Source organism: Pseudalkalibacillus decolorationis (assembly GCF_024609785.1).
GTDB classification, from domain to species: domain Bacteria; phylum Bacillota; class Bacilli; order Bacillales; family Fictibacillaceae; genus Pseudalkalibacillus; species Pseudalkalibacillus decolorationis.
Window position 1 is genome coordinate 117,390 of the sequence record NZ_JANHJQ010000011.1, and the last position, 22,479, is coordinate 139,868.

The 22,479-nt window shown below is 39.5% G+C and carries 23 protein-coding genes; 7 read left to right on the forward strand and 16 right to left on the reverse strand.

The window, feature by feature from the left end; translation table 11 throughout:
- Positions 1 to 11: 11 nt before the first annotated feature.
- The 3 genes from NON16_RS12380 to NON16_RS12390 are packed head-to-tail and all read right to left on the reverse strand — an operon-like array spanning position 12 to position 2,744.
- The gene (locus NON16_RS12380; protein ID WP_257349421.1) at positions 12 to 752 is read right to left on the reverse strand and encodes an EcsC family protein; all 741 of its coding nucleotides are present in this window, start codon (positions 750 to 752) and stop codon (positions 12 to 14) included.
- Between the two features lie 21 nt (positions 753 to 773).
- Entirely contained in the window at positions 774 to 2,003 is a 1,230-nt protein-coding gene (locus NON16_RS12385; protein WP_257349423.1) for an ABC transporter permease, read from the reverse strand.
- A 3-nt stretch (positions 2,004 to 2,006) separates the two neighbouring features.
- Positions 2,007 to 2,744: an ABC transporter ATP-binding protein gene (locus NON16_RS12390; RefSeq protein ID WP_257349425.1), complete on the reverse strand. Its 738-nt coding sequence runs from the start codon at positions 2,742 to 2,744 to the stop codon at positions 2,007 to 2,009.
- 641 nt (positions 2,745 to 3,385) lie between these two features.
- Here NON16_RS12390 and NON16_RS12395 point away from each other — a divergent pair.
- Positions 3,386 to 3,808 (forward strand): HIT family protein, encoded by a 423-nt coding sequence (locus NON16_RS12395; protein ID WP_257349426.1) that lies wholly within the window; start codon positions 3,386 to 3,388, stop codon positions 3,806 to 3,808.
- 48 nt (positions 3,809 to 3,856) lie between these two features.
- Here the strand turns inward: NON16_RS12395 and NON16_RS12400 are convergent, their stop codons facing one another.
- Positions 3,857 to 4,795 (reverse strand): hypothetical protein, encoded by a 939-nt coding sequence (locus tag NON16_RS12400; RefSeq protein WP_257349427.1) that lies wholly within the window; start codon positions 4,793 to 4,795, stop codon positions 3,857 to 3,859.
- Between the two features lie 266 nt (positions 4,796 to 5,061).
- Here NON16_RS12400 and NON16_RS12405 point away from each other — a divergent pair, with 266 nt between their 5' ends.
- Positions 5,062 to 5,598: a tryptophan transporter gene (locus tag NON16_RS12405; RefSeq protein ID WP_257349429.1), complete on the forward strand. Its 537-nt coding sequence runs from the start codon at positions 5,062 to 5,064 to the stop codon at positions 5,596 to 5,598.
- A 125-nt stretch (positions 5,599 to 5,723) separates the two neighbouring features.
- Here NON16_RS12405 and NON16_RS12410 read toward each other — a convergent pair whose 3' ends face one another.
- A complete protein-coding gene (locus NON16_RS12410) occupies positions 5,724 to 6,167 on the reverse strand; it encodes a YkvA family protein (protein WP_257349430.1) in 444 nt (147 codons plus the stop codon).
- Positions 6,168 to 6,305: 138 nt separating this feature from the next.
- A complete protein-coding gene (locus NON16_RS12415; protein ID WP_257349431.1) occupies positions 6,306 to 6,503 on the reverse strand; it encodes a hypothetical protein in 198 nt (65 codons plus the stop codon).
- Between the two features lie 232 nt (positions 6,504 to 6,735).
- On the opposite strand from NON16_RS12415, the gene NON16_RS12420 reads away from it, so the two are divergent.
- From NON16_RS12420 to NON16_RS12430, 3 genes are all read left to right on the forward strand, one after another.
- Positions 6,736 to 7,110: a YtxH domain-containing protein gene (locus tag NON16_RS12420; protein ID WP_257349433.1), complete on the forward strand. Its 375-nt coding sequence runs from the start codon at positions 6,736 to 6,738 to the stop codon at positions 7,108 to 7,110.
- 489 nt (positions 7,111 to 7,599) lie between these two features.
- A complete protein-coding gene (locus NON16_RS12425) occupies positions 7,600 to 8,190 on the forward strand; it encodes an HTH-type transcriptional regulator Hpr (RefSeq protein ID WP_257349435.1) in 591 nt (196 codons plus the stop codon).
- Positions 8,191 to 8,517: 327 nt separating this feature from the next.
- The gene (locus NON16_RS12430) at positions 8,518 to 9,054 is read left to right on the forward strand and encodes a DUF3267 domain-containing protein (RefSeq protein ID WP_257349436.1); all 537 of its coding nucleotides are present in this window, start codon (positions 8,518 to 8,520) and stop codon (positions 9,052 to 9,054) included.
- Between the two features lie 132 nt (positions 9,055 to 9,186).
- Here NON16_RS12430 and NON16_RS12435 read toward each other — a convergent pair whose 3' ends face one another.
- Positions 9,187 to 9,768: a YpmS family protein gene (locus NON16_RS12435; protein ID WP_257349437.1), complete on the reverse strand. Its 582-nt coding sequence runs from the start codon at positions 9,766 to 9,768 to the stop codon at positions 9,187 to 9,189.
- 103 nt (positions 9,769 to 9,871) lie between these two features.
- Here NON16_RS12435 and NON16_RS12440 point away from each other — a divergent pair, with 103 nt between their 5' ends.
- The gene (locus NON16_RS12440) at positions 9,872 to 10,060 is read left to right on the forward strand and encodes a hypothetical protein (protein WP_257349439.1); all 189 of its coding nucleotides are present in this window, start codon (positions 9,872 to 9,874) and stop codon (positions 10,058 to 10,060) included.
- A gap of 364 nt (positions 10,061 to 10,424) precedes the next feature.
- Here NON16_RS12440 and NON16_RS12445 read toward each other — a convergent pair whose 3' ends face one another.
- Together NON16_RS12445 and NON16_RS12450 are read right to left on the reverse strand one after the other, a co-directional pair.
- The gene (locus NON16_RS12445; RefSeq protein ID WP_257349441.1) at positions 10,425 to 10,514 is read right to left on the reverse strand and encodes a YjcZ family sporulation protein; all 90 of its coding nucleotides are present in this window, start codon (positions 10,512 to 10,514) and stop codon (positions 10,425 to 10,427) included.
- Between the two features lie 93 nt (positions 10,515 to 10,607).
- Positions 10,608 to 10,694 carry a YjcZ family sporulation protein gene (locus tag NON16_RS12450; protein WP_257349488.1) on the reverse strand — a complete coding sequence of 29 codons (87 nt, stop codon included), beginning with the start codon at positions 10,692 to 10,694 and terminating at the stop codon, positions 10,608 to 10,610.
- A gap of 216 nt (positions 10,695 to 10,910) precedes the next feature.
- On the opposite strand from NON16_RS12450, the gene NON16_RS12455 reads away from it, so the two are divergent.
- A complete protein-coding gene (locus NON16_RS12455; protein WP_257349443.1) occupies positions 10,911 to 11,828 on the forward strand; it encodes a peptidylprolyl isomerase in 918 nt (305 codons plus the stop codon).
- Positions 11,829 to 13,581: 1,753 nt separating this feature from the next.
- On the opposite strand, the gene NON16_RS12460 is transcribed toward NON16_RS12455, so the two are convergent.
- The 7 genes from NON16_RS12460 to NON16_RS12490 all read right to left on the reverse strand — a co-directional run bounded on the left by NON16_RS12460 (position 13,582) and on the right by NON16_RS12490 (position 22,438).
- Positions 13,582 to 13,854, reverse strand: a complete 273-nt coding sequence (locus NON16_RS12460) for a sporulation YhaL family protein (protein WP_257349444.1) — start codon at positions 13,852 to 13,854, stop codon at positions 13,582 to 13,584.
- Between the two features lie 104 nt (positions 13,855 to 13,958).
- The gene (gene yhaM / locus NON16_RS12465) at positions 13,959 to 14,927 is read right to left on the reverse strand and encodes a 3'-5' exoribonuclease YhaM (protein ID WP_257349445.1); all 969 of its coding nucleotides are present in this window, start codon (positions 14,925 to 14,927) and stop codon (positions 13,959 to 13,961) included.
- An 18-nt stretch (positions 14,928 to 14,945) separates the two neighbouring features.
- Positions 14,946 to 16,148 carry an MFS transporter gene (locus NON16_RS12470; protein WP_257349446.1) on the reverse strand — a complete coding sequence of 401 codons (1,203 nt, stop codon included), beginning with the start codon at positions 16,146 to 16,148 and terminating at the stop codon, positions 14,946 to 14,948.
- A gap of 36 nt (positions 16,149 to 16,184) precedes the next feature.
- The gene (locus NON16_RS12475; protein ID WP_257349447.1) at positions 16,185 to 17,522 is read right to left on the reverse strand and encodes a sensor histidine kinase; all 1,338 of its coding nucleotides are present in this window, start codon (positions 17,520 to 17,522) and stop codon (positions 16,185 to 16,187) included.
- The gene (locus NON16_RS12480) at positions 17,519 to 18,190 is read right to left on the reverse strand and encodes a response regulator transcription factor (protein WP_257349448.1); all 672 of its coding nucleotides are present in this window, start codon (positions 18,188 to 18,190) and stop codon (positions 17,519 to 17,521) included. Before NON16_RS12480 ends, NON16_RS12475 begins: the two co-directional genes overlap by 4 nt.
- A 23-nt stretch (positions 18,191 to 18,213) precedes the next feature.
- Positions 18,214 to 21,204 (reverse strand): ATP-binding protein, encoded by a 2,991-nt coding sequence (locus tag NON16_RS12485; RefSeq protein ID WP_257349449.1) that lies wholly within the window; start codon positions 21,202 to 21,204, stop codon positions 18,214 to 18,216.
- Positions 21,205 to 21,220: 16 nt separating this feature from the next.
- Positions 21,221 to 22,438, reverse strand: coding sequence for a metallophosphoesterase family protein (locus NON16_RS12490; RefSeq protein ID WP_257349450.1), 1,218 nt, complete (start codon positions 22,436 to 22,438; stop codon positions 21,221 to 21,223).
- Between the last annotated feature and the right edge of the window lie 41 nt (positions 22,439 to 22,479).

The window sequence follows — 22,479 nt, forward strand, 5'->3', positions numbered from 1 at the left end:
AGTCCCATTTTCTAATTCATCCTTTTCTCTGATTCCAAATGTCGTAGTCGGAAGCAGTTTTTCGCTGTATTTCCGAGATCCTCGAGAAAGTGAAAGTTTGCGTAGGCTCCGACTATCGCTCCTAGACCTGGAAGCATCTGCAGCATTTTTATAAGATCGATATGATCTCGGTAGGTCATTTGAAACCTTTCCCAGTCCCACTCATCATTAATCGACTTCCCATAGCGAGCCGCATAATCCTCCCACTCTTTTATCGTTAAGAATGTTTCTTTTCGAACATCATCGTCTGAAAATGCTAATAAAAACACGTGTAACAGATAAATGCGCTCAGCATAATTCTTTGTATCATATCCATAAATCCGTGCCGCTTCAAAAAGGAATTTCATTTTAATCGCTAAAAGAAGAGGGAAATCTGCTAGTCCAAGTAAAATCCCACCAGCACCCGTACCTGCCCCCTCAGCCATCGCCGTTTTTTTGAACGTTTTTTGTTTTTCTACTAATAGCTGATCCCGCTCCTCTAATGACATCCCAATAATCGGCAATCTTTTCGTTGTGAATTCCGACCCTGACAGTGTAGCCTGAACCATGTGGCGGATACTATTTGTAATCGTCTCTTGAATACGATCTGGTATCACTTTATTAATTCGCTCTTGGACGCGTTTCGCCGTACGTTTATAGATTGGAGACCGCTTTAACATCTCCTTCTCCCAATCGATTAATTCCTGCATCACTTTTTCCTCATATACTCCCATTGCACCCTCACGACTCCCCGTTTACTTACTTAAGACAAACCGCTTACTTAATTGTTTTTTCAGTCTGATTTTCACAAAAATTAGAACAACCAGTAACCCTAAAACCAATACGATGAGAGATTGGATTAGAGAATAGTGATTGAAATAACTTACTATCGTATAAATCATCGTTTGTATAACTAATAATCGAAAAAGAAGCTGTTGAAATGCATAGAACTGAAGTCCTTGAGAGACCGGGTACAGATTCACCCAAACCTTTGCATCAAAATGTGGCCAAAGTGTTGTTAGTTGAAGGGCAGTCATATAGATAAACAGGACTCCAAACCCCCATAGGAGAAAACCTTCTGATAAAAAGTATACAAGCACAGCTCCTACCAAGGTTAGGCGAAAATAGATTCCTAAATAATCATTTGACCTTATGAACGCTCTCGTATACATATATGCATGCACCCGTTCGCGTTTACCGCTCAGGATAGGAATCAAGAAATTGGCCCACCTTCTCTCTCTCACTCTCCTACTTATGCTAGGCACCTCAACAAACATATTTGCTATTCGGTAAAAAAACATTAACGACTCTGATTCTAGATCAATCAATCTCTCCCATTTCAGCGGATGCTCATTTGCTAGTTTTCTATACATGACAAGATAAAGGACACAGATAGCAATTAGTAACCCCGCTGTTAACAGCCAGCGCTGATCTAAGATTGTATACAAGAGAAACAGACTAGTCGTACCTCGGACAAATGGTGACAACTGTTTAAATCGATTGTTCGGCAATCGCAGCTCTTCCCATATTGAAAGCAAGTTCCAGCCTTTCAACAAAATAACTAGCAGCAAACTACCGAGATAGATAGTAATATCCCCTGTAATTTGTGAAAAGTATAAGGGACCCAACACGAGAAAAATAACCACAATCACAAATGATTGCACGATAAAAGAGTACACTAGAGACCGCTGAAAATAAGGCTTCAACCTTTGCTCAGCGGACAACAAAAAGATTGAATCTGGCGGTTTGATAAATGTACGTATGCTCCCCTTCAAGACAAAAAATAACAATACAATCGTCATCAATTCCACTGCAGGAAAGTTTTTGGGAAGTGCTTGAATTAAAATACTGTAGTAATAGCTCCCGAGTATGAATGAAACATAGACCGAGAACAGGAATCCACTATTTCCTATGTACCGTAAATACCTAATAGCCATCATCCAGTAACTATTGGCACGTTCTTTCCATAAAGATTTAGGATCCATTATTTAAACTCCTCTAGTTATCTTTACGTAGATTTCATCTAGTGTCGCATTCGGCATCTTCATTTTTTGCTGAATTTCCTCAAGTGTACCGATTTCAAGAATCCTGCCTTCATGTAAAATTACAAAACGATCACAATACCGTTCAGCTGTTGATAAAATATGTGTTGATAACAAAATGCCCGTTCCATTGTTTTTCACTTGGATTAATAAGTCAAGGAACGACTGAATGCCAAGCGGATCAAGCCCAACAAATGGTTCATCGACAACAAACAAAGAAGGCTGAATTAAGAAGGCACACATAATCATGACCTTCTGTCGCATCCCTTTTGAAAATTGGTTCGGAAACCATTTCGTTTTGTTTTCCATATGAAACTCTTTTAACAATGGATCGACACGCTTATGAAAATCGGCATCATCAATTTGATAAGCCATTGCGGTTAATTCAAGGTGTTCCCATAGTGTAAGTTCTTCGTACAATACGGGGGTTTCTGGTATGTATGCTATTTCGGCACGATAGTGATCTGGTCCTTGCATTAATGTCTTTCCTTTTATTTGCACGGAACCTGAAATCGGCTCCATAAGACCGAGTATATGTTTAATCGTTGTACTCTTACCTGCACCATTTAAGCCGATCAGCCCTACGATTTCACTTTCGTTCACATGAAAATTAAGACCATGTAATACCGGCTGTAGTTGACTGTATCCACCCGAAAGATTATTGATTTCAAGTACGTTAGTCATCTTGAACCCCATTTCTATTCGTTTGTTTCTATTCTAACAAATTTACCCGAGTTTAGACGTGTTGTCATTTAAAGTTCATTGTATGAATCTGAATAAAGATGGCTATGATGAACAGTGAAGAAGGTATCCCCCCTTCTTCCAGAGAAAAGAGAAAGAGATTTCTGTTGTATTTCCAACTTCCATGGAGAGTTATTTACAGCGTATGGCTGTAAGTAAATTCGTTTATCGACGTCTCTCCATACAACAGCAATGGCCACTTTCCCAAGCCATTGTTCATTATCTCATATTTCTCTTTTCTTCTCTGACCTCTCCGGGGCTGACAAAAATAAGTCAGCCCTATTTTCACGTTAAGAAAGTATAAAAATACTTTCTATAGTATAAGCGCAACTACGGCTCTGACTTCGCCTAAACGCTCGGCAATCGCCGAGTTTTCTTTACACGTTAAGAAAGTATAAATACTTTCTATAGTATAAGCGCAACTACGGCTCTGACTTCGCCTAAAGGCTCGGCAATCGCCGAGTTTTCTTTATCTGTTTACAGATCCCTATGATACAATGAACAGTAAAGTGAGGCGTCCTATTTTTTACGCGACGTACCATGTTATTTTAAAATGAAAACGACCTGAAAGGTGTGTGTAACGAATGGAAGATTGTATTTTTTGTAAGATTATTAACGGTGAAATACCCTCATCAAAGATCTATGAGGATGAACACGTGCTAGCTTTTCTCGACATCAGCCAGGTTACAAAAGGACACACCCTAGTGATCCCAAAAGAACACCATAAGGATATTTATGAATTACCTTCACAGGTTGCTGAACGAATCTATTCAGTCATCCCGAAGATTTCAAACTCGATTAAGCATGTATTTCAGCCGATTGGACTTAACTTATTGAACAACAATGAAGAACCAGCAGGTCAGACTGTTTTCCATTATCATGTACATATTTTACCTCGTTACAGAAAAGGTGATGGATTCGGTACTATTTGGAAATCTCATCAAGAAGAATATTCTTCAGACGACCTGCAAAATATTGCAAGTCAAATTTCTGAAGGTATCTCATAGTTATATCGATTAGTAGCTAGTAGAAGGATTTCCGTAATCGGAAATCCTTCATTTATTCGAGTAAATAGACAGGTATTCTTTTATTTGAGCCGATTTACTCGTTAACAGCGAACGCTTAAGGCCGCCACATGTTCTGACAATCTCAGGTTCGTTCCAATCTGGATGGTCAAACTGCGAATCAAACTGCTTTAACCATTGCTGCATTTCCCGATAAAATGATGTGTTCCAACGAAGCTGGTGGATGAACTCTTCTCTCGTACCAGGAAACCCAACATTTTGTTTGACTTTATTAAGCATATCGGCTTGCCACATTGATGTTAAACTCGACTCTCCTTTTATATCTGGGAAGCGGTACCAACAGCCTTCCACCTCTAATGCATGAGGATAATAATAGGCATAAACACTGCCAAACTGTTCCCCATTTGCTGTTAGTAACTTCTGTCCTTGGTGTTCGCGAAGGACATAGCCACCCTCTGTTCGATTCATGTGCTCAAGTTGTTCAGGATCGACAAATGTCAGCCAAATTTCAGTAAGTGCATTTTTTACAGGTGCAATTATTGCCGGCAATGATCCATATGGTGCTAAAAATGATCCATAAACAATATCCGAATCAGACATCGCACCACGTAAACAAAGTACGAAATCATTCAGACCCTTATTGAGATTAAACTTGTAGCTTAGTTGTGCAAGACAAATATTCGATCCGTATGCAACGAGTGGAACCCGTTCTTCCAATGGGGATAGTTCTTGATCATGCAAGAAATCACCGATGGACCTCTTATAACTTGCTTGTTCAGCAAACGATCCCTGTAACGATGAAGAATCTGAATACTCTACTACAAGGTCCTCAATAGAAACCCCTTTTTGTTCAACAATCCGGTGCGCTTTTCCTTCATAATAAATAAAAGATGAGTTCGGCCTTGGACCCGGATATATATCAGGGTGGTCATAAGGACTGACATTGATTGGCTTATTATCTCTATACATGAAAGCAACCCCCTTATATTACTTTTGTTACGTTAAGTATAAAGAATTTGCTGACGTCTAGCTATAAGTCAAATCATTTTGTCATTTCTGTTAATTGGCTAAATTGGTTCAGAAGAAATCGGAATGTTTTCGTATGGAGATTGGGTGAAAATCACTTGTAAAAAAGCCGTTTAGCTGATAAAATATTTACAACCGTTTTTACTCGCATTAGGCGATAGCGCACTATTGGAGTAGACGAGTCGAGTTGAGAAGAGGAGAGGGTTAGAATGAAGTCGTTTCAATTAGCTTTAATTGGGGTTTTGTTAGCAGTCGGATTTGTCTTACATGCCGTCATCCCTGGAATTTTGGGGGCCATGAAGCTTGATATGCTTCTGACGATGATGTTTCTTGCGATTTTTCTTTTTCCGGAAAAAAAGACTGTTGCGGTCACTGCACTTTCAACAGGGGTTATTTCAGCGTTAACAACGAGCTTTCCGGGAGGACAGATCGCTAATATAATTGATAAGCCGATTACAGCATTTATCGTGCTTGGGCTATTTCTGGTTATGAAAAAGTTCCAAGGTAATGTTGCTTTAGCAGCAAGCTTAACCGCAATCGGGACAATTTTTAGTGGAACTATATTTCTCCTATCAGCAGCAGTTCTCACGGGATTACCTGCGCCATTTACTGCTCTGTTTATAACCGTAGTGCTACCAACAGCTGCACTGAACACATTTGCGATGGTGATATTATATCCAGTTGCCCAATCAATTATAAAACGATCTAATGTGGCCACCCAACAAAAGAAGGTCATTGCAAAATAAAAGAATTTGAAAAGGTTGACTTTGCGAAGCTGAGTCAGCCTCTTTTCTATAGTATAAGAGTAAAAAGGTCAAAACGGATCCTTTGCCGCTTTGACCTTTTAAAATTTACTTATTACCTAGCATGGTTAGCTAATCGCATCATTTTCATCGAGTTTAGGATCGTTATTCTGAGGCTTTTCCTTTTCCCAATGAAGAAACTGTTTGATTTCTTTATCCACCGTCTTCCAAATATAAGTGATTACCGCAAGATCATCTACTAGCCCTATCCCAGCTAAAATATCTGGAACTGCGTCAATTGGGCTTAGAAAATATAAAAGCCCCGCTGCAACAAGTATGATTGACTTTTTGGAAATATCACGGTAGTTACCAAGACGATATTGATCAACAAGTCGTACTAGAGCTTGGACCTTGCCCAAAAATCCTTTTAAGGAATCACGGATCTCCTGTTTGTTGAGTTTAGATCGTACTTTTCGAACCATTTCACCTGTTTCTTCTCGATTTCGAATTAACGTACGAGCACGCTGTATCATTTTTTTGAAGTAAAAAAAGATTTTTAATTTTTTCCACATAGCTGCTGCCTCCTTGTATACCTTATTTTCCACATTTTACTCTATCTTAATCTCATAAGGTATACTTGCCAAGTAATTCATAACAGCAGACAGCTACATAACCTACACAGATAAAAGGCACACTAATCTAAGCTTCTATTAATAATTGAACACAAATAACAGAATACCGATTAATAAACAAGCACTACCAATCACACCAAGTATGCGCCCAGCACTTTGTTTTTTATAGACTTTGACATTCCGGAACGAGTAACGGTTTGTAGCTACATACATACGGAACATGAAATAAAACAACAATAAACCCACAATAGCAAGTACAATAATTCCATAAATCACGCGCATCCCTCCCCATATCAAAACCTATGTTTATGCACCTATAAATATTCCTTTGAAATTGTTTAACTTTGTCGATTTTGAGGAAAGGTTTTGAAGAAAAGGTCGAACGATTATTGAAGGGTTCACTGGCGGCTTCGCGAATTGTAAACATACAGACTTATCTTATTTGGCCGATCGATACATGATAATCCATGAAGATAAGAACGATTAGATGATGAAGGGAGAAGATTATATGAAGAAGCAACAAAAATCTGTATTAATGGGTATTGCAGTTGGGAGTATTGTAACTGCGGCAGTAACATTACTTTCAACACCAAAGTCTGGGAAGGAACTGCGCTTAGACTTAAAGGATTCGACGAATAAATTAAAACAAACCATGCTTGAGGTTAAACAAGAAGGAATTAGTCTTAAAGAGCAAATTGTTCAGGTTTCTAAAGAAGGTGTGGAGGCTTTTAAAGAAGTTGCGACCGACCTAAAAGAAGATATTCGCACTTGGAAAAGAGACGTTGAGCCAAACATCGAAAATATCAAGATAGATGTTGAAGCAATTAATGAAACTGTCACTGAACTTCAAGAGGAAACAAAGAAACCACTTGCAAAAAAATAGTAGCTTCTAAAGATAGGCTAACTCTTCTGAGTTAGCCTATTAATATTGTTGGTATTTGCAGGATTTCCCCTTCATGTAAAGAAATTCTATTATTACTAACGCTTCACACTTTGCTATCGTTCGTGGCGCTAATTCTTTGGTTAATAATGATTTAAGAAATAATAGGAAAATGTACTCAAATGTTATTGATAATTTGCCGATACATATGGCAGTACTCTATTTTTAGAGACTCGAACGAATGGATCGATTTAAAGAGGACGTTCAAAAAGAATCCAAATGATAAACGGCGAATTTCTACGTTACTCGGTTTTTCCGGTCCTCACGTATTAACACCATACGCTCCGGTCCTCAAAACTGTCGTGCCTTGAACTTCTTGTTTCTGATTCGTCTACTTTTTGAACACATATTTAAAGAGTTTTGAATTATTAGATATACATCTTTAAAATGTTTACATTACCTGTCATAATAAATACAGAATGGAGGTTCATTATGGAAAATGAGAGAGATTTTTCAATGAAAGAAGCAATGATGTTCAGCCATAAGGTCGCACAAGTTAGTAAAGCGATGTGGAAATGCGTCGAAAAGGATTGGCAAAGCTGGATTAAGCCATTTGGTCTAAACATTAATGAACACCATATCCTTTGGATTGCTTATCAACTAGAAGGTGCATCGATTTCTGATATCTCCAAATTTGGTGTTATGCACGTATCAACCGCTTTTAACTTCTCAAAAAAACTCGAGGTACAAGGATATCTTACGTTTTCTAAAAAAGAGAATGATAAGCGAAATACGTATGTTAAGCTTACCGAAGATGGTCGATCACTCCTTTTACGAACAATTGAAGAATATAATCCTGATGAGTACGGCATTTTTGGAGCGTCATTAAAGATTCGTGAATTGTATGGGAAATTTCCTGAATTTGATGAATTGATGGCTGTTATCAGAAGTGTGTACGGAAGTGAGTTCATGGCAATTCTTGATACTACTGAGAATAAACTCAACACAGAATTCGAGGAAACCGATGGGCATCTATCATCCACATTGAAAAAAGTAGACCTAGAAAAAGTACTTACTCCTTAATAATTCATGAGTGATTTCAATGACATACATTCATTCACCTTATTTGTACAGTTCTTTGAGCGTTGAAAGAGGGGTTGGAAATTTCCAATCTGACTCCTCTTAGTTTCACCGTGTTTTCTTCGATAAATCCACCTCACTCAAAGGGTTTTATCACTCTGTTATTCACTAAAAATCAGTTCTATTTTTAAGAACTTGTAAAAATTTATAAATACCTATTGATTTTTAAAGCAAATCGTCGTAATGTATGTACGTGGTTTTGATTTCACGTAAGGTATTTCACCTTTTTCCACACGTAAGATTCTAATTTATTAAAGAAGGTGATCCATTATGAATTGCTTTAAATCAATCAATTTAATTAGAGATTACGGTAAATTACGTTTATGGTTCATGTCATGTCTTTTCAGCTTGACGTACTTTATCGTATATTTCATGTCCTTTAGCATGTATCATCCGGACACAATATATATACAAACTGGAATATTACCGGTATTATTCTCAGCTATTATCGTGTTACCTATACATGTTACTCTCCACTGCTTGCCGCTTTGGCTCAGTGGAAAACGAGCAAGTGTTGCCGTTGGAGATACTCGATTTTCCTTTTATTGTCGTATACCAAGTGTCATCTCAAGAAGAGTAGCCCTTATTACAGTGTCCATGCCTTTATTTCTTATAACTGCAGGCGCTTTATTAGGTCCTTTGTTCTTTCCTCAGTACTTGCATTTATTTGCAATCATATCGACACTTAATATCTTTTTAAGTGTAAAAGATATGATTTACATTCAGCATTTGTGGAACGCGCCAAAGGATTCATTTCTTGAAGATGGGAACAGTGGATTTCAAATCATTGTGAGAAGAACGGTATAACCATTGAAGCACACCTAAAGAGGGTTGATGATGTATATAGCCAGACTACTTTTAGTAAGGTAGACAAATCTGGATATAACCATCAACCCTTTTTGAGTGGTTGTCCGGTAAGTAATATGGTTTTAGTGGGATTTAATTGGTTTTGTAATACATTTCAAATTGGATATCATCGTTTTCAAGGTCAAAAGACTTAGCTTTTAAGTATAACCGTTCTTTAAGTTCAATTTCTGTGAGCTTTACAAGAATGGTTTCTTTATTATCATCAATCTCAACCCATGGTGGTAAGTCAGTACTTCCTTTTATAAATTCAAGTATTTTATCTCCAGGAAGACTCAGTGCTCCTAACCGAATCGCTTCCTCTTTCAAAATCAAATTTCCATTGTCGAGAACTTGGGGTTCAAAGTCCATTGAAAACTCAACCTGATCTGAAAAGAATGTAAAAAATCCACTTACGGTAACCTTGTCGGATAATTTTACATCATAATCAAATTTGGATGTTCCGGTTTTCAGCTTCGATAACTGTTCCTTAATTAAGAAATTCAACTGTTCTTTAGATGAGTTAATCGTAAAGATTTGCTCCCCCTGGACCGTTTCCATATTCTCTGAATCATTGTTATAGTCTCCATCTGCAAAAATAAGGGACACAACTATGATGGGTACAATAATCATGATAGCTAACAAAATAAAAAAGGCCGATTTCCACTGGTTCTTCAAATTTTTCTCCTCCTGTCCCCCAACCTATAGTGGTTGATACTGTTCTTTTATCTAATATTCTGGTATGTTAAGTATACAATCTCGTGTTTCGGAGGTTCCAGATATGACACTCGCTATTTATTATATTGTATTCGCATCCTTGATTCTTTTCGTGTTCAATTCACTAACTAATCGTTTATGTATAGAAAAAAACATTCCAGATGAGCGTCAGGTAAATGTCTTTCGATGGATTAATATTATGATAACAATCTTACTACTTAGTTCATATGTTGACGTACTTTATGCTTCATAATCATTATTATTACCCATTGAATAGCACCTACAAACGTAATTTTAGGACTATTGCCTATATTCTCGATTGTTAAAGAAAAGCGGAAGCGTCCGTTTAGGTGCGATAAAGAAAACTTGGTAAACGCAAACAGCGGTTAACTTAGTTGCACTTATGCTTGAGAGTGCAAGCGCTGGAGATTCTTCAACATAACACGATTTTGTGTTTGTGGAAGAAATCGAAGCGACCTCGAGCACCTGGGCGCTGAAGCTAGACATTGCATCTATGCAGCAAAATACTTTCTGCTTAAAGCGAAATAAAGAGGCTGACTTTCAAGTGTATGGACACTTGACCAGAGTCAGCCTCAAATCATTTTTAGATTATTGTATTAGCAAACCCAAGCTGCGCCTACGATAATCAATAGGATGAACAATACAACGATTAACGCAAAGCCACTACCACTTCCGTATCCACCCATGATGTCACCCCCTATTCCGGTGTTACGATATCCTATGCACGATCTTTGTACGGGGCATAGGCAGCTATCCTTAAGTCTTAAAATTTCATTTTACTAACGAACGTAACTTGCTCCAACGATTATCAACAAAAGGAACAGTACTACTATTAAAGCAAAGCCACTTCCATGTCCGTAACCCATTCCAATCCCTCCTTTAGTGATACAATATAGTGTATAAGTCTACTACCTTTCTTGATTAGACCAATGCCCTATATTTGTAAAAAAGGGCGTTTGCACAGAAGTTCCAATAATTGTGTATATTTTCTCATATTTGCCCAGCACTCTGTATTTTTTATACAGGGATATGCTATAGTAATACATGTGAAAAAATTTTCTACTTCATAGGAGTGTATGTCGATGAAAAAGTGGATCCTTCCCCTTGCTGCAGCAACTACGATCTTTGGTCTAACAGCATGTAGTGATGACAGTAGTTCAGCCGAAGATAGTAAGGTTCTTGTCGAAACAAGTGCTGGTGATGTCACAAAAGATGAGTTTTACAAGGAACTAACGAAACAGCCTCAATCAGAACAACTGCTAAAGGAACTCGTACAATACAAGGTTCTTTCAGAAGAATATAAAGTGAGTGACAAAGAGCTTGATAAGGAAATCGAATACCTTAAAACGCAATTTGGTGGTGAAGACCAGTTCAAGAAAGCTCTAGAGCAAAGCGGCATTAAAGGAGAGGACGAGCTTCGTGAAGTAGTAAAGCGGAACTTGGTTTTCTTTAAAGCTCAAACTGCAGGTATTGAAGTTACTGAAAAAGAGATGAAAAAGCTTTACGAAGAAGAATATAAGGTCAAGGAAGTTAAAGCACGTCACATTCTTGTAAAAGATGAAAAGACAGCGAAAGAAGTCAAGGAAAAGCTGAAGAATGGCGAAGACTTTGCAGCCCTTGCTAAGGAATATTCCACAGATCCTGGTTCTAAAGATAAAGGTGGAGACTTAGGTTTCTTCACAAGAGGCAAGATGGTTCCTGAATTTGATAAGGCTGCATTCTCATTAGAGCCTGGAAAAGTTTCTGAGCCAATCAAATCTCAGTATGGATATCACGTCATCGAAGTACAAGAGCAAAAGACACAAAAATTTGAAGAAGCAAAGTATCAGATCAAGAAAGCCCTTCTTCAGAAAAAGGCCCAAGAAGAAGCACAGAAAAATCCTGAGAACCCAATCGATAAAGTAATGGAAGATGCAGAAATCGATGTAAAAGTCGAAAAGTACGAAGATCTCTTCAAAGATAAGAAAACAGAAAAGGAAACAACAGAAAAAGAAAAATAAGAAATATATAAAACCCTGAGTGGAGTGATTCCCACTTAGGGTTTTTGTATGGATATAAAGCGCAAGCGCTATCGGTGCCCCCGAAAGTCACTGGAAAGCTAGTGAGTAGGCTGTCGTCGCAGCAGAGGGGCTTACGTGATGCGAAGGGCTGGAAGCTGAAAGCTAGAGCTAGAAACGTACATCTATGTGGGAATTTTATACTTTCTACTAAGAAAAACCTGAGTCGAGAAAAGCGTCTTACTCAGGTCCCTTTTTTGGTCAGAGAACATCCGATAGCTTGTATCCTACACCTTGTATCCCTTTGTAGTACACTGGATACATTTCTCCTTCACATGTTCCTTATGAAACTTTGGTGAAACTGTTGGATCTCCTCCATCCATCCAATATTCACGTAGTTTTGTGACCAAGAGCTGTATTCTTGTGCACAAAAAGAGACGAATCCCACTTATTCGTTACCTTAAGCTGCATATTGTGCATGGAAAGGGAACGAATCACATTTATTCGTGACCTCGAGCTGCAGCTTGTGCTCAAAAAGGGAACGAATCACACCTATTCGTGACCTTGAGCTGCTTCTTGTACTCAAAAAGGTCACGAACCGCACTTATTCGTGACCTCAAGCTGCATCTTATGTACAAAAAGGGAACGAATCACACCTATTCGTGACCTTGAGCTGCTTCTTGTACTCAAAAAGGTCACGAACCGCACTTATTCGTGACCTCAAGCTGCATCTTATGTACAAAAAGGAAACGAATCACATCTATTCGTGACCTTGAGCTGCTTCTTGTGCATGAAAAGGGAACGAATCCTGCCTATTCGTACCCTCAAGCTGCATCTTGTGCTCCTACGTTTATCAGTAATCACCGAACCTAACCTGAAAAAAGAAGCTAGACATTACATCGATGAGTCAATGATTTTATACGCTTATCTTTTAAGAAAAGCGCAAGCGCCCTGTTTAGTCACGAAGGTCACTTGCAGACCGAGGAGGCTGTCGCCGCCGCAGGAGGTTTCAAGTGATCCAAGTAACTGGGCGCTGGAGCTAGACATCACCTCTACGCGGCAAAAATTTTATACTTTCTACTGAGAAAAGCGCAAGCGCCCTGCTTAGCTACGAAGGTCACTGGAAGACCGACCGAGGAGGCTGTCGCCGCCGCAGGAGGACTGAAGTGATCCAAGTGGCTGGGCGCTGGAGCTAGACATCACTTCTATGCCTACAAAATTTTATACTTTCTTACCTTTTGAGAAAAGCGCAAGCGCCCTGGGTAGCCCCGAAGGTCACTGGATGGCCAACGAGGAGGCTCGGTCCAAACAAGTTCGGCCCTGCGTGGGAATACACAGGATACAAATCAGTGTGTCGCCGCCTGTCAGCCTACGATTAGCGACGAATTTCTTCGTCAGTTTTGTTCCAACGGTCCTCGTTTAGGCGAACTAAACTCCGGTCCTCAGAACTTCACTTCCTCGAACTTCTCGCTCCTCGTAACCTGACTGATTGGAGCTGAAGTGATCCAGGGGGTTGGGTGCTGGAGCTAGACATTATAGAAAAGCGGAAGCGCCTTGTTCAGGTGTGACAAGCGCTGGAAATTCTGTAGCACAACACGCCTTTTTGTGTTTGTGGAAGAATCGAAGCGACCTCGAACACCTGGGCGCTGGAGTCAGACATTGCATCCATGCAGCAAAATTTTATACTTTCTTTCAAAAAAGAAGAAGCTTGAATAGCTCAGCCTCTTCTTCCCAATCCGTTATTTTCTTTAGTCAGTTATTCACCGGATGCTTGGTTCCTGCGTTCCTTTTCGTCCTCCATCCGTTTCATGTATACCTTACCTTCTTCTTCAATGTGTACACGATCGAGCTTCTGATCCTCATTCATGTGGAACCATACTCGATATCCACAATACCCAATAGCAGCTAGTACAAAGAAAATCCACCACGGTACTGCAGCTAAAATAGGTGTTAATCCTGCATAAACCCCTGTCCATTGTAATAAAACAAAGAAAAGCACTACCGTTGCTACCACATATAGTCGACGCATAAATCATTCCTCCTTTGCAGACAAGCTTCTTACTACAAAGATATGAACGAATAACAGGGATTATGACATATACTCGTTACTAACCTATTCTTAGGTGAAATCCATTATGATTTATTTGTTGCAGGTTCAGTAATTTCAAAGGCCGGCTTATAAAAGGATCTGTTCTCAAGAGGGAAAACTCTTTCAGTAAATTCACCGGGTTGTACCTTACTTAACGCCCGATCCATCATATTCATTTTGGCATCAATATTATCAATATAGTGTAAAATTTCTGCTTCCCTAACTAAAGGTGGCTTTGGACTCCCCCACTCTGCTTTTGAATGATGGCTCAAAACCATATGCTGCAATATAGTAACTTCCTCACTATCAATTCCTAGCTCACGTGCTACGTCCCCGATCTCACCGACCATCATCGAGATATGACCGAGTAAATTCCCTTCCGTCGTATAACTAGGAGCAACAGGGCCCGATAGTTCTTTCGTTTTACCAAGGTCATGTAAAATAACCCCTGCATAGAGTAAGTCAGTATCCAAAGAAGGATAAAGGCCTGAAATGGATTTTGCCAACCGCAGCATAGATACAACATGGAAGGCTAACCCAGAAACAAACTCATGATGGTTTTTTGTAGCAGCCGGAAACTCCAAAAATGCTTTTTGATGCTTTTTAACAAGGTGTCTTGTAATCCGTTGTATGTTCGGGTTCTTCATTTCGAAAATGGCTTGTGTGATGACATCAATCATTTCATCCTGTGGAATTGGTGCTGTTTCAACAAATTCATGAACGCTAACCCCGTCTTGCTCAGTTACTGGTCGAATTTGTTTTATTTTGAGCTGTGCTTTTCCACGATAACTCGTTAAATCTCCAATAACCTTTACAATTTGCTCAGGCACGTAGGATCGCTCATCTTCTGGTGTTGAATCCCAAAGCTTTGATTCAATATCACCAGTGTGGTCTTGAAGAATGATTGTTAAGAATGGCTTCCCCGTACTCGTCACCCCTTTCGTGACGGATCTTACAAGTAAGTATTGATCAAATACATCCCCTACTTGATAGTTTTGAATTCCCTTTTTCAAACCTGTCCCCTCCTTAGATCAATGACTGTCTACTGCTTCATGTTCTCGTTTTGTTTCCCAAACCTTAACGGCAACGAGGGCAATTAATAGAACGGCTGCTCCGACCAGGTATGGAATATGAATGTTCACTTCAAACAAAAATCCTGCTAGTACAGGACCTGCTGCATTTCCAAGACTAAGGAATGAATTGTTTAGTCCCATTATAGTACCCTGCTCTTTACCAGCCATTTTGGATATAAACGAATTAAGTGCAGGGCGTAAAACGGAGTTCCCCAGAAAGAAAATGGATACTGTAAGCATGACTGTGGCATAGTTAAATGCGAACACCATGAGAATAAATCCGATTGCACTCAAAAGTAATGCCCCAGTTACAACTCGCTCATCACCAAACCGCTTCGTTAGGCGACCTACAAGCGTTCCTTGCGCTATTGCCCCGACGACTCCTGTTACAGCTACAATGATCCCAACCTCACCTGGATCATAGCCATATCGTTTCAATGCATAAAATCCGAATATGGATGTGAAGTTTGCAAGCGCAAAGCTCATTACAAATACGAGGACTAGTAAAAAACCAACTTGCCCTGTAAGCGCTCTCCACATCCTAGTAAAATGGTTAACTTTCTCCGCATTTTTTGCCTCTTCTTTCGCCTCTGCAGAAAGAGTCTCTTTCAGTAAAAAGACAGATACTACACCCGCAACTGTTCCGGCAATTCCAGCAACTAGAAACGGTAAAGATAAATCCTGCTCAGCTAACCATCCACCGATACCTGGTCCGATTACAATACCGAGTGCCATGGCCGCACCTAGAAGACCCATCCCCTGACTCCGATTTTTTTCAGTTGTGACATCTGCAACGTAGGCCATAGCTGTCGGCATAATCGCAGAACCAAAAGTCCCAGCTAAGATTCGTGAGGCATAGAGCATCCAGAGGTCAGTAGAAAATGCAAAGATAAACTCCGCAGCGGCAAAGCCAAACATACCGAGTGTAATCAGCGGCTTTCTTCCAATCCGGTCCGAAAGTCTTCCCCAAACAGGTGCAAGTAAAAATTGCATAAAAGCAAAGACAGCAACTAAAAACCCAAGGTCTCTACCTGTAGCATTAAAGGCTTCCACATAATAAGGTAAAATTGGGATAACTAACCCAATCCCCACCATTATGATAAAAAGATTGAACATTAACAGAACTAATGGTCCCGTCTTCCGCTTTTTTCTATGTTCCATAAAATCATCCTTCTATTTCCAATTCCGATCACTGCTCTATACGGTAATACGAATTACGACACCATCCTCATGATTATGTAACTCTACAGTACCATTATGAAGTTCAACAATACGTTTGACAATAGCTAGTCCTAATCCAAACTGTCCCTTCTGGCTTTTTTGAAACGGTTCAAATATTCTCTCTAGGTCCTCGAGCGGAATCCTCTCGCCATCGTTTTTGATAACCATTTCCGTTTTTTCAGCTAGCTGTACCGCAGAAATCTTGATGTAAGTCTTCGCATAACGGTTCGCATTTTGGATTAAATTTTCAAACACGACCTCCCATTGATCTGGATCACCTTTAAACGTTACTGATTCTCCTTTGATCTGTATATCAAGATCCTCACGTTGATACCAGAAACGGTCAACAACGTTTTCAACAAGGGAACCAAATTGAATTTCAGATTTCTTTGGTTTTAAGTCAACAAGCGTATCTAGTTTCGAAAAGTAAAGCATGTCCTTCACTCGTTCTTCCATTCGGTCTGATTGCTCAATAATGATATTCATCATACCTTCGAGATCTTTTTCAGGTAAGACTCCATCTTTTACAGATTGAGCATAGCTTTTAATTGTCATAATAGGTGTTTTCAGTTCGTGGGATGCATGTTGGATAAACCGTTTCTGGGAGTCATCATTGCGAATTAAATTTTGTCTCATTCGTTCAAATTGGTCAGATAACTTCTGGAAGTCCTGATCCTCTGTCCACCGAAACGATTCCTTCCAGTTACGATGTCCGATCTGTTCAAATCTCTCACCTAATGCCTTTAACGGTTTACGTAAATAACCTGACAACCATAATGCAGGAATGATACTTATTAAAATTCCGAACCCAAAAATCCAAATTAGACGTTTCCAAAGCTGTTGGACTAACTGATTTCGGTATGTGTCCCACATGTAAGAAACAAGAAAAGCATTGTTTCCGTTCAGTTCAATCTTTTCGATAACATAGAACAATGAAGCATCACGATAAACGAGCTGATAGCGTTCATTGTTTTCTTGTTGCGAAATTGCTTTTTCCCAGATTGTATGTTGAACTTCTGCGGGAACAAAATCACCTTCGAGCAAGTAAGATTGGTTCCCAAGCAAGAGGTGGCCAACAGATCGTATCGCTTCTCGTCTTTCAATAAAATTCAAGTTGGATTCCGGGAGTTCCTCCTTAGGGCTTGTCGGACCTTTAATGATACGTTCTTGTTGCTCCTCAATCATCTTGTAAGACTCTTCAGTTAACGCTTCCCGAATCGATAATGGATAGATAATGACAACAAACAACCCTACTACAAATACGAGCAAAAAGAAAGAGAGCCAGATGCGTTGAGCTAAATTCAGACGTTTCACGAGGATTCGATCCTGTACCCGCCACCATATAAAGTCTCAAGATTCAACCGTGGCATCTTTTTGCGAATACGACGGATAACATCATCTACTGCTCTCTCCGATCCGAAATAATCGCCTCCCCATACCCCTTCAAGAATATCAGACCGCGATTTGGTTTCATTGACATGCTCTGTTAAGTACAAAACAACATCCATTTCCTTAGCGGTCAAATCGATCCATTCTTTACCCATCGCAATTTTACGAGTAACGGGATGAATGTGATAACCATTGACATGACGTTCTTGAAACTTTCCATTCGGCCCTTCATAGATACGTTCAAGAAGCTTTCTTACCCGGATAACAAGCTCTTTTGGTAGAAATGGTTTAGACAGATAATCATCACTTCCGAGTTCGAGACCCATGATACGGTCAAGGTCCTGATCTCTAGCTGAGGTAAAAATGACAGGAGTATCTGCTTCATTTCGAATCGATTTTAATATTTCATATCCGTCAATATCAGGTAGCATGATATCAAGAATCCAGAGATGAGGCTCGGTGCCAACTTGCTCTAATGCCGTCTTCCCGTCATGGAACACCTGGACATTCCAGCCTTCTTTTTCAAGATAAGCTTTAAGTACCGATGAAAGGTGCTCTTCATCCTCTACTAGATAAATTGTGTAGTCAGCCATAATCTTTTTGCCTCTCTTTCCTATTAATGGGTATTCAAAACTTCATTGCTAGATCTGGTGGTTAATACGATTGGATCAACTGACAATGTATCTGCGGTTCGCTGATCGCACGTAAAATAGATTACCTGTCGCTTCGATGTAATGGAATTAATCAGTTGAATGGCACTTTCCCGTCTCGACTCATCAAAGTTTACAAGAATATCATCCATGATAAACGGAAACGATTGATTGTTATCATACTCTTCTGCGAGAGCAAATCGAAGAGCCAAATAGAGCTGTTCGGCTGTGGCACGACTTAATTCTTCAGGCCGGAAGAGAATCGAATCGTTACGTTCTATTAGAAAACTTTCCTCACTCTTTGGAGCAATCACCTTAACATATTCACCATTAGTTAGTTTATTAAAATACACTTCTGCACGCTTAATTACACTTGGCTGTTTTCTTGATTGATAGTTTTGTTTGGCTTGATTTAAGAGGTACTCAGCAGTGCGGTATATTGCCCATTCCTTCGCCTGATCGTGGAACTCACTTTTTGAAATCTGTAGCTGATGGATTAGATCAGAGTAAGAGCCGTCCTCCTCTAAATGCGTTAACCGTGCATGCAGACGTGAACATTCATTTCGGGTTATTTCAATGTTTTCATCTGATTTTTGTAGGTCTTTGTGAACGTCTTGTATCTCCTGTTCCAACTGGGCTAGTTCATGGATTCTTTCAGTTAATTGGTTGACTTTTTCCCTAGATGCTGCCATTTGAAGCTGCGAATCCACCATGAGGAGTTTCCCTTTCAAGGATTGATAGCTTTCATAAGCTCTCCCTTTTACCCAAAACGCTTCTTCACCCTTCACCTCCGCTTTATTAAAAAGGGATTTGCATTCCTGATCATAATTGTGAATCTTCTTCACTAACGCTGCGTCCTGCTCCTCGTACATATGGATATCATTAATTAATTGCTCTGTCTGCTTCTTCCTTTTCCATTCGGTTTCCAATAGCAGGATGAGGCGCGACACGATTGTCTCTATGTTATCCTCTGCTATCTCCGCAACATCTCTTAATCGATAAACTTCAGCTTCAAAACGAGTTAACCCTTTTTGAAGCTGGACAGAATCCTCATTTATTCGTTTCATTTCGTTAATCCGCTTTTTCAATTGCTCGACCCGTTCAAGCACATCAAGTATCATATCATTTGAAATCGACTCTGGAATCCGGAAATGCTCTCTCCAGCGGTTTAGTTCTTCTTTCTTTTTGTGAAATTGAAGCTCCCAATAATCATATTTTGAAGCAACCTCCTGGTAGTTCCGTTCTAGCTCTCCGACCTGTTCGTTTAACTGTTGTTCGCGAAAGGAGAGATGTTGTTGTTCTTTTAAAATTTTCCGAATGTCTTCGAAATTACCCGTTTTTTCTACAGGGGTCGCTTTTTCAAGGTTATTAATTTCACTTTCAAGGTTCGTAATCTGCTTATGTAGGTGTTCTAATTCACCATTCTTGTTTTTACGAAGCAAGACGATACCTGAACCAATGAGACTGACACCGATAATACTGCCCTCGACAATATCCCCCTGGTAAAACCAGATCCCCATCAAGATTATACCGACGATTACCATTATTTTAATCAACAATGGGTTCATAAACACATTTTGAGAGGAATCCTTCATCCTTTTCAATGTCTCTAATTGGAGCTTCAATTGAGTAGGTGATTCCTCGGTTATTTGTTCAAGCCTTTTCTCGTAGGCTTGTTTTTCCTCCTGTGAAAGCAGTTGCTTCTGTATGGCTTCTAGATGCCGCTCATTTTCATCTATTGAAGTCTTCGCGCGATGCAAATCCGCATCAAGTGTTTTTTGTTCAAATAGAAGCTGGTCATGTTCTTTTAAGACTTGTTTGATCTGTTGTTTGATGACAATCCCTGTATCGGCAGCTAGGATTCGGTCATTATCCCAGTTTTCACCGATTCCAATCCGCTCCGCCTCAATCTCTTCCTCTAGATGCAAGAGGCGTTGTCTTAACGTCTGATAGTCTGATTCTCTTACTTTATATTGTTCGAAGGCTTTCTCCACTTTTGTAATTGCGTCCGTATGAATGAGCAGCTCTTCAAATCTCTTAATTCCCTGCAATGCAAGTTGCTTTCTCTTACATAGTTCCTTTAAATGGGACTGCTCACTTTCTGCTTCCACTTTCCTTCCAACCCAGTTCTTAAATCGTTCAAGACCATTTTCAGGAAAAGGAGTTGCTGAAGGCAGTGCAGCAATTTGATGTTGGATAGAAGCTTTTTGCTCAATCAGAGGTACGAACGATTGAATCTGTGCAAGTTCTTTTCTTCTGTCATCCAGATTTCTACGATTAAGTTCCAGATCTCGAAGATGAGCTTGTTCACGATTATGCTCTTCCTTCATTTGATTATAATCATCCAGTTTCATCGACCAGCTTTTCACATTTCGATCCAGTTCCATTAGCTGAGACAGCTTTTGATTTAAGACGGGATTCTTTCCATTCGGTTTAAACAACTGACCCTGTTGGTCCTCTAGAAAGTCAGAAATCTTGTTAAGTTCTTGTGCTCCAGTCATTGCAGCGTTAAACAAATAATTCCCAATCTCATCACTTCTAATCTGATCAATCCGTTGTAAGCCATCCAAATTAAATGAGAAAATATTCTGGTATGTCAGATGGTTCACTTCAGTAAGTAGCGTCTGCAAAAAAGCCTCTTTCTCTTCCGTTCCATCCTCCCGAATAATGTGAACCGATCCTGTTGAGTTCCCTTTTCGTTCAATCGTAACTAATCCGTACTTTTCGGTATCAAGTGTGATTTTTCCTCCATAGGCTTGGGTCGTTTTCGGTTCATAGCGAATACGTTTTTCTGTCCGTTTTGGAAATCCAAATAGCATGTATTCAATAAAAGCTAGTATCGTTGATTTACCAGATTCGTTATTACCATACACAACATGGATGCCAGTTTGTTCAAATGAAAAGGACTCGTCCGAAAAACGTCCAAACCCGTAAATTTGCAATTTCTGCACCTTCATCCTACCATCCCCTTTCCTACGTCTGTATCATTGAATCTAGCAATAGTCGTCTTGCTTCTTCTAGTATTTCTTGTTCTTCAAGATCATCTTTATCCAAAAACTTTCTTGCTATACGATGCTTATATAAAGGGGAAAGAACTTCTTTTAAATTGTCCGTTTCCTCAATTACTGAAATGATTTCATTAACAAAGTGTGATTCTGCAATATCCGCTATGTTTTTCCTGTTCTCTGCTACTGTGATACGGTGGATCCAAACAAAAACTCCCTCTTCATCCTCACCATCCTGAAGAATTTGTACCAATTCATCTACGGCAGACCTTTTACTCAAATACTCAAGAACAGCTGCACCGCCTGATAGCTTTATCGTAATGATTGCATTTCTCTGAGAACGACGAATTATGTTTTTTTCCTTTTGTAAAAATTGAATTAATTCATCGACCTCATTCATATCGTCAATATCTAGTTCAAGTATTTCCCAACCTATTGGGGAAGTTTCATAAAATGTGTGGGTTGTTTTGTAATTCGATAATTCAACAAGAAAACATCCTTTTTTTCCGGTCTCTTTCGGGTTTAACCCTTGGATGTTACCGGGATAGATAATGGTAGGATCTTCATGGAGGACTTTCTGCTTATGGATATGGCCTAGAGCCCAATAATCAAACGGTTGTTGATTAAGCTCACTAACCAAGAATGGTGCATAATTTGCGTGCTCAGTTGATCCTCCGGCAGTTCCATGTAAAAGAGCAATATGATAGGGCGCACCCTCCACCCTGTTATAGTGTGATGCGATATTTTCCGTTACAGCACGTTTGGGATAGCTGTAGCCATATAAATGAGCAAGAACCTCTCCCTCCCGTGTATACGGAATCATAGACGGTGTAGGTCCATTAAAATAATGAACGTTTTCTGGCCATGTTATTTGGGCCCATTCACCCGATAAATGATCATGATTCCCGTGAATGATATAAACTTGAATTCCATGATCGGCGAGCCTTTGAAACTCATTCCTAAGAAACATCTGAGCGGTCAATCCTCGGTTTGCTCCATTATATAAATCCCCTGCGATTACGATAAAATCGACCCTTTCAGAAATTGCCTTCGCAACAATCCGTCCAAACGATGTGAACGTACTCTTTTTCACCTGTTCTAAAATCGTTTTCGGGAGATTACTAAGACCTATAAAAGGAGTATCAATGTGTAAATCAGCTGTATGTATAAACCGTATAGTGGTCAATGTTTAGCACCAACCCTTCCGAAATATGCTTGCTCTTATTT

Excerpts from the sequence above, each read along its gene's own strand:
- NON16_RS12390 (WP_257349425.1), bottom strand. The coding sequence starts at position 2,744 with ATGACTAACGTACTTGAAATCAATAATCTTTCGGGTGGATACAGTCAA.
- NON16_RS12430 (WP_257349436.1), top strand. The coding sequence starts at position 8,518 with ATGAATTGCTTTAAATCAATCAATTTAATTAGAGATTACGGTAAATTA.
- NON16_RS12470 (WP_257349446.1), bottom strand. The coding sequence starts at position 16,148 with ATGGAACATAGAAAAAAGCGGAAGACGGGACCATTAGTTCTGTTAATG.
- NON16_RS12420 (WP_257349433.1), top strand. The coding sequence starts at position 6,736 with ATGAAGAAGCAACAAAAATCTGTATTAATGGGTATTGCAGTTGGGAGT.
- NON16_RS12455 (WP_257349443.1), top strand. The coding sequence starts at position 10,911 with ATGAAAAAGTGGATCCTTCCCCTTGCTGCAGCAACTACGATCTTTGGT.
- NON16_RS12445 (WP_257349441.1), bottom strand. The coding sequence starts at position 10,514 with ATGGGTGGATACGGAAGTGGTAGTGGCTTTGCGTTAATCGTTGTATTG.
- NON16_RS12460 (WP_257349444.1), bottom strand. The coding sequence starts at position 13,854 with ATGCGTCGACTATATGTGGTAGCAACGGTAGTGCTTTTCTTTGTTTTA.
- NON16_RS12405 (WP_257349429.1), top strand. The coding sequence starts at position 5,062 with ATGAAGTCGTTTCAATTAGCTTTAATTGGGGTTTTGTTAGCAGTCGGA.
- NON16_RS12480 (WP_257349448.1), bottom strand. The coding sequence starts at position 18,190 with ATGGCTGACTACACAATTTATCTAGTAGAGGATGAAGAGCACCTTTCA.
- NON16_RS12450 (WP_257349488.1), bottom strand. The coding sequence starts at position 10,694 with ATGGGTTACGGACATGGAAGTGGCTTTGCTTTAATAGTAGTACTGTTC.
- NON16_RS12440 (WP_257349439.1), top strand. The coding sequence starts at position 9,872 with ATGACACTCGCTATTTATTATATTGTATTCGCATCCTTGATTCTTTTC.
- NON16_RS12400 (WP_257349427.1), bottom strand. The coding sequence starts at position 4,795 with ATGTATAGAGATAATAAGCCAATCAATGTCAGTCCTTATGACCACCCT.
- NON16_RS12395 (WP_257349426.1), top strand. The coding sequence starts at position 3,386 with ATGGAAGATTGTATTTTTTGTAAGATTATTAACGGTGAAATACCCTCA.
- NON16_RS12425 (WP_257349435.1), top strand. The coding sequence starts at position 7,600 with ATGGAAAATGAGAGAGATTTTTCAATGAAAGAAGCAATGATGTTCAGC.
- NON16_RS12410 (WP_257349430.1), bottom strand. The coding sequence starts at position 6,167 with ATGTGGAAAAAATTAAAAATCTTTTTTTACTTCAAAAAAATGATACAG.
- NON16_RS12380 (WP_257349421.1), bottom strand. The coding sequence starts at position 752 with ATGGGAGTATATGAGGAAAAAGTGATGCAGGAATTAATCGATTGGGAG.
- NON16_RS12385 (WP_257349423.1), bottom strand. The coding sequence starts at position 2,003 with ATGGATCCTAAATCTTTATGGAAAGAACGTGCCAATAGTTACTGGATG.
- NON16_RS12485 (WP_257349449.1), bottom strand. The coding sequence starts at position 21,204 with ATGAAGGTGCAGAAATTGCAAATTTACGGGTTTGGACGTTTTTCGGAC.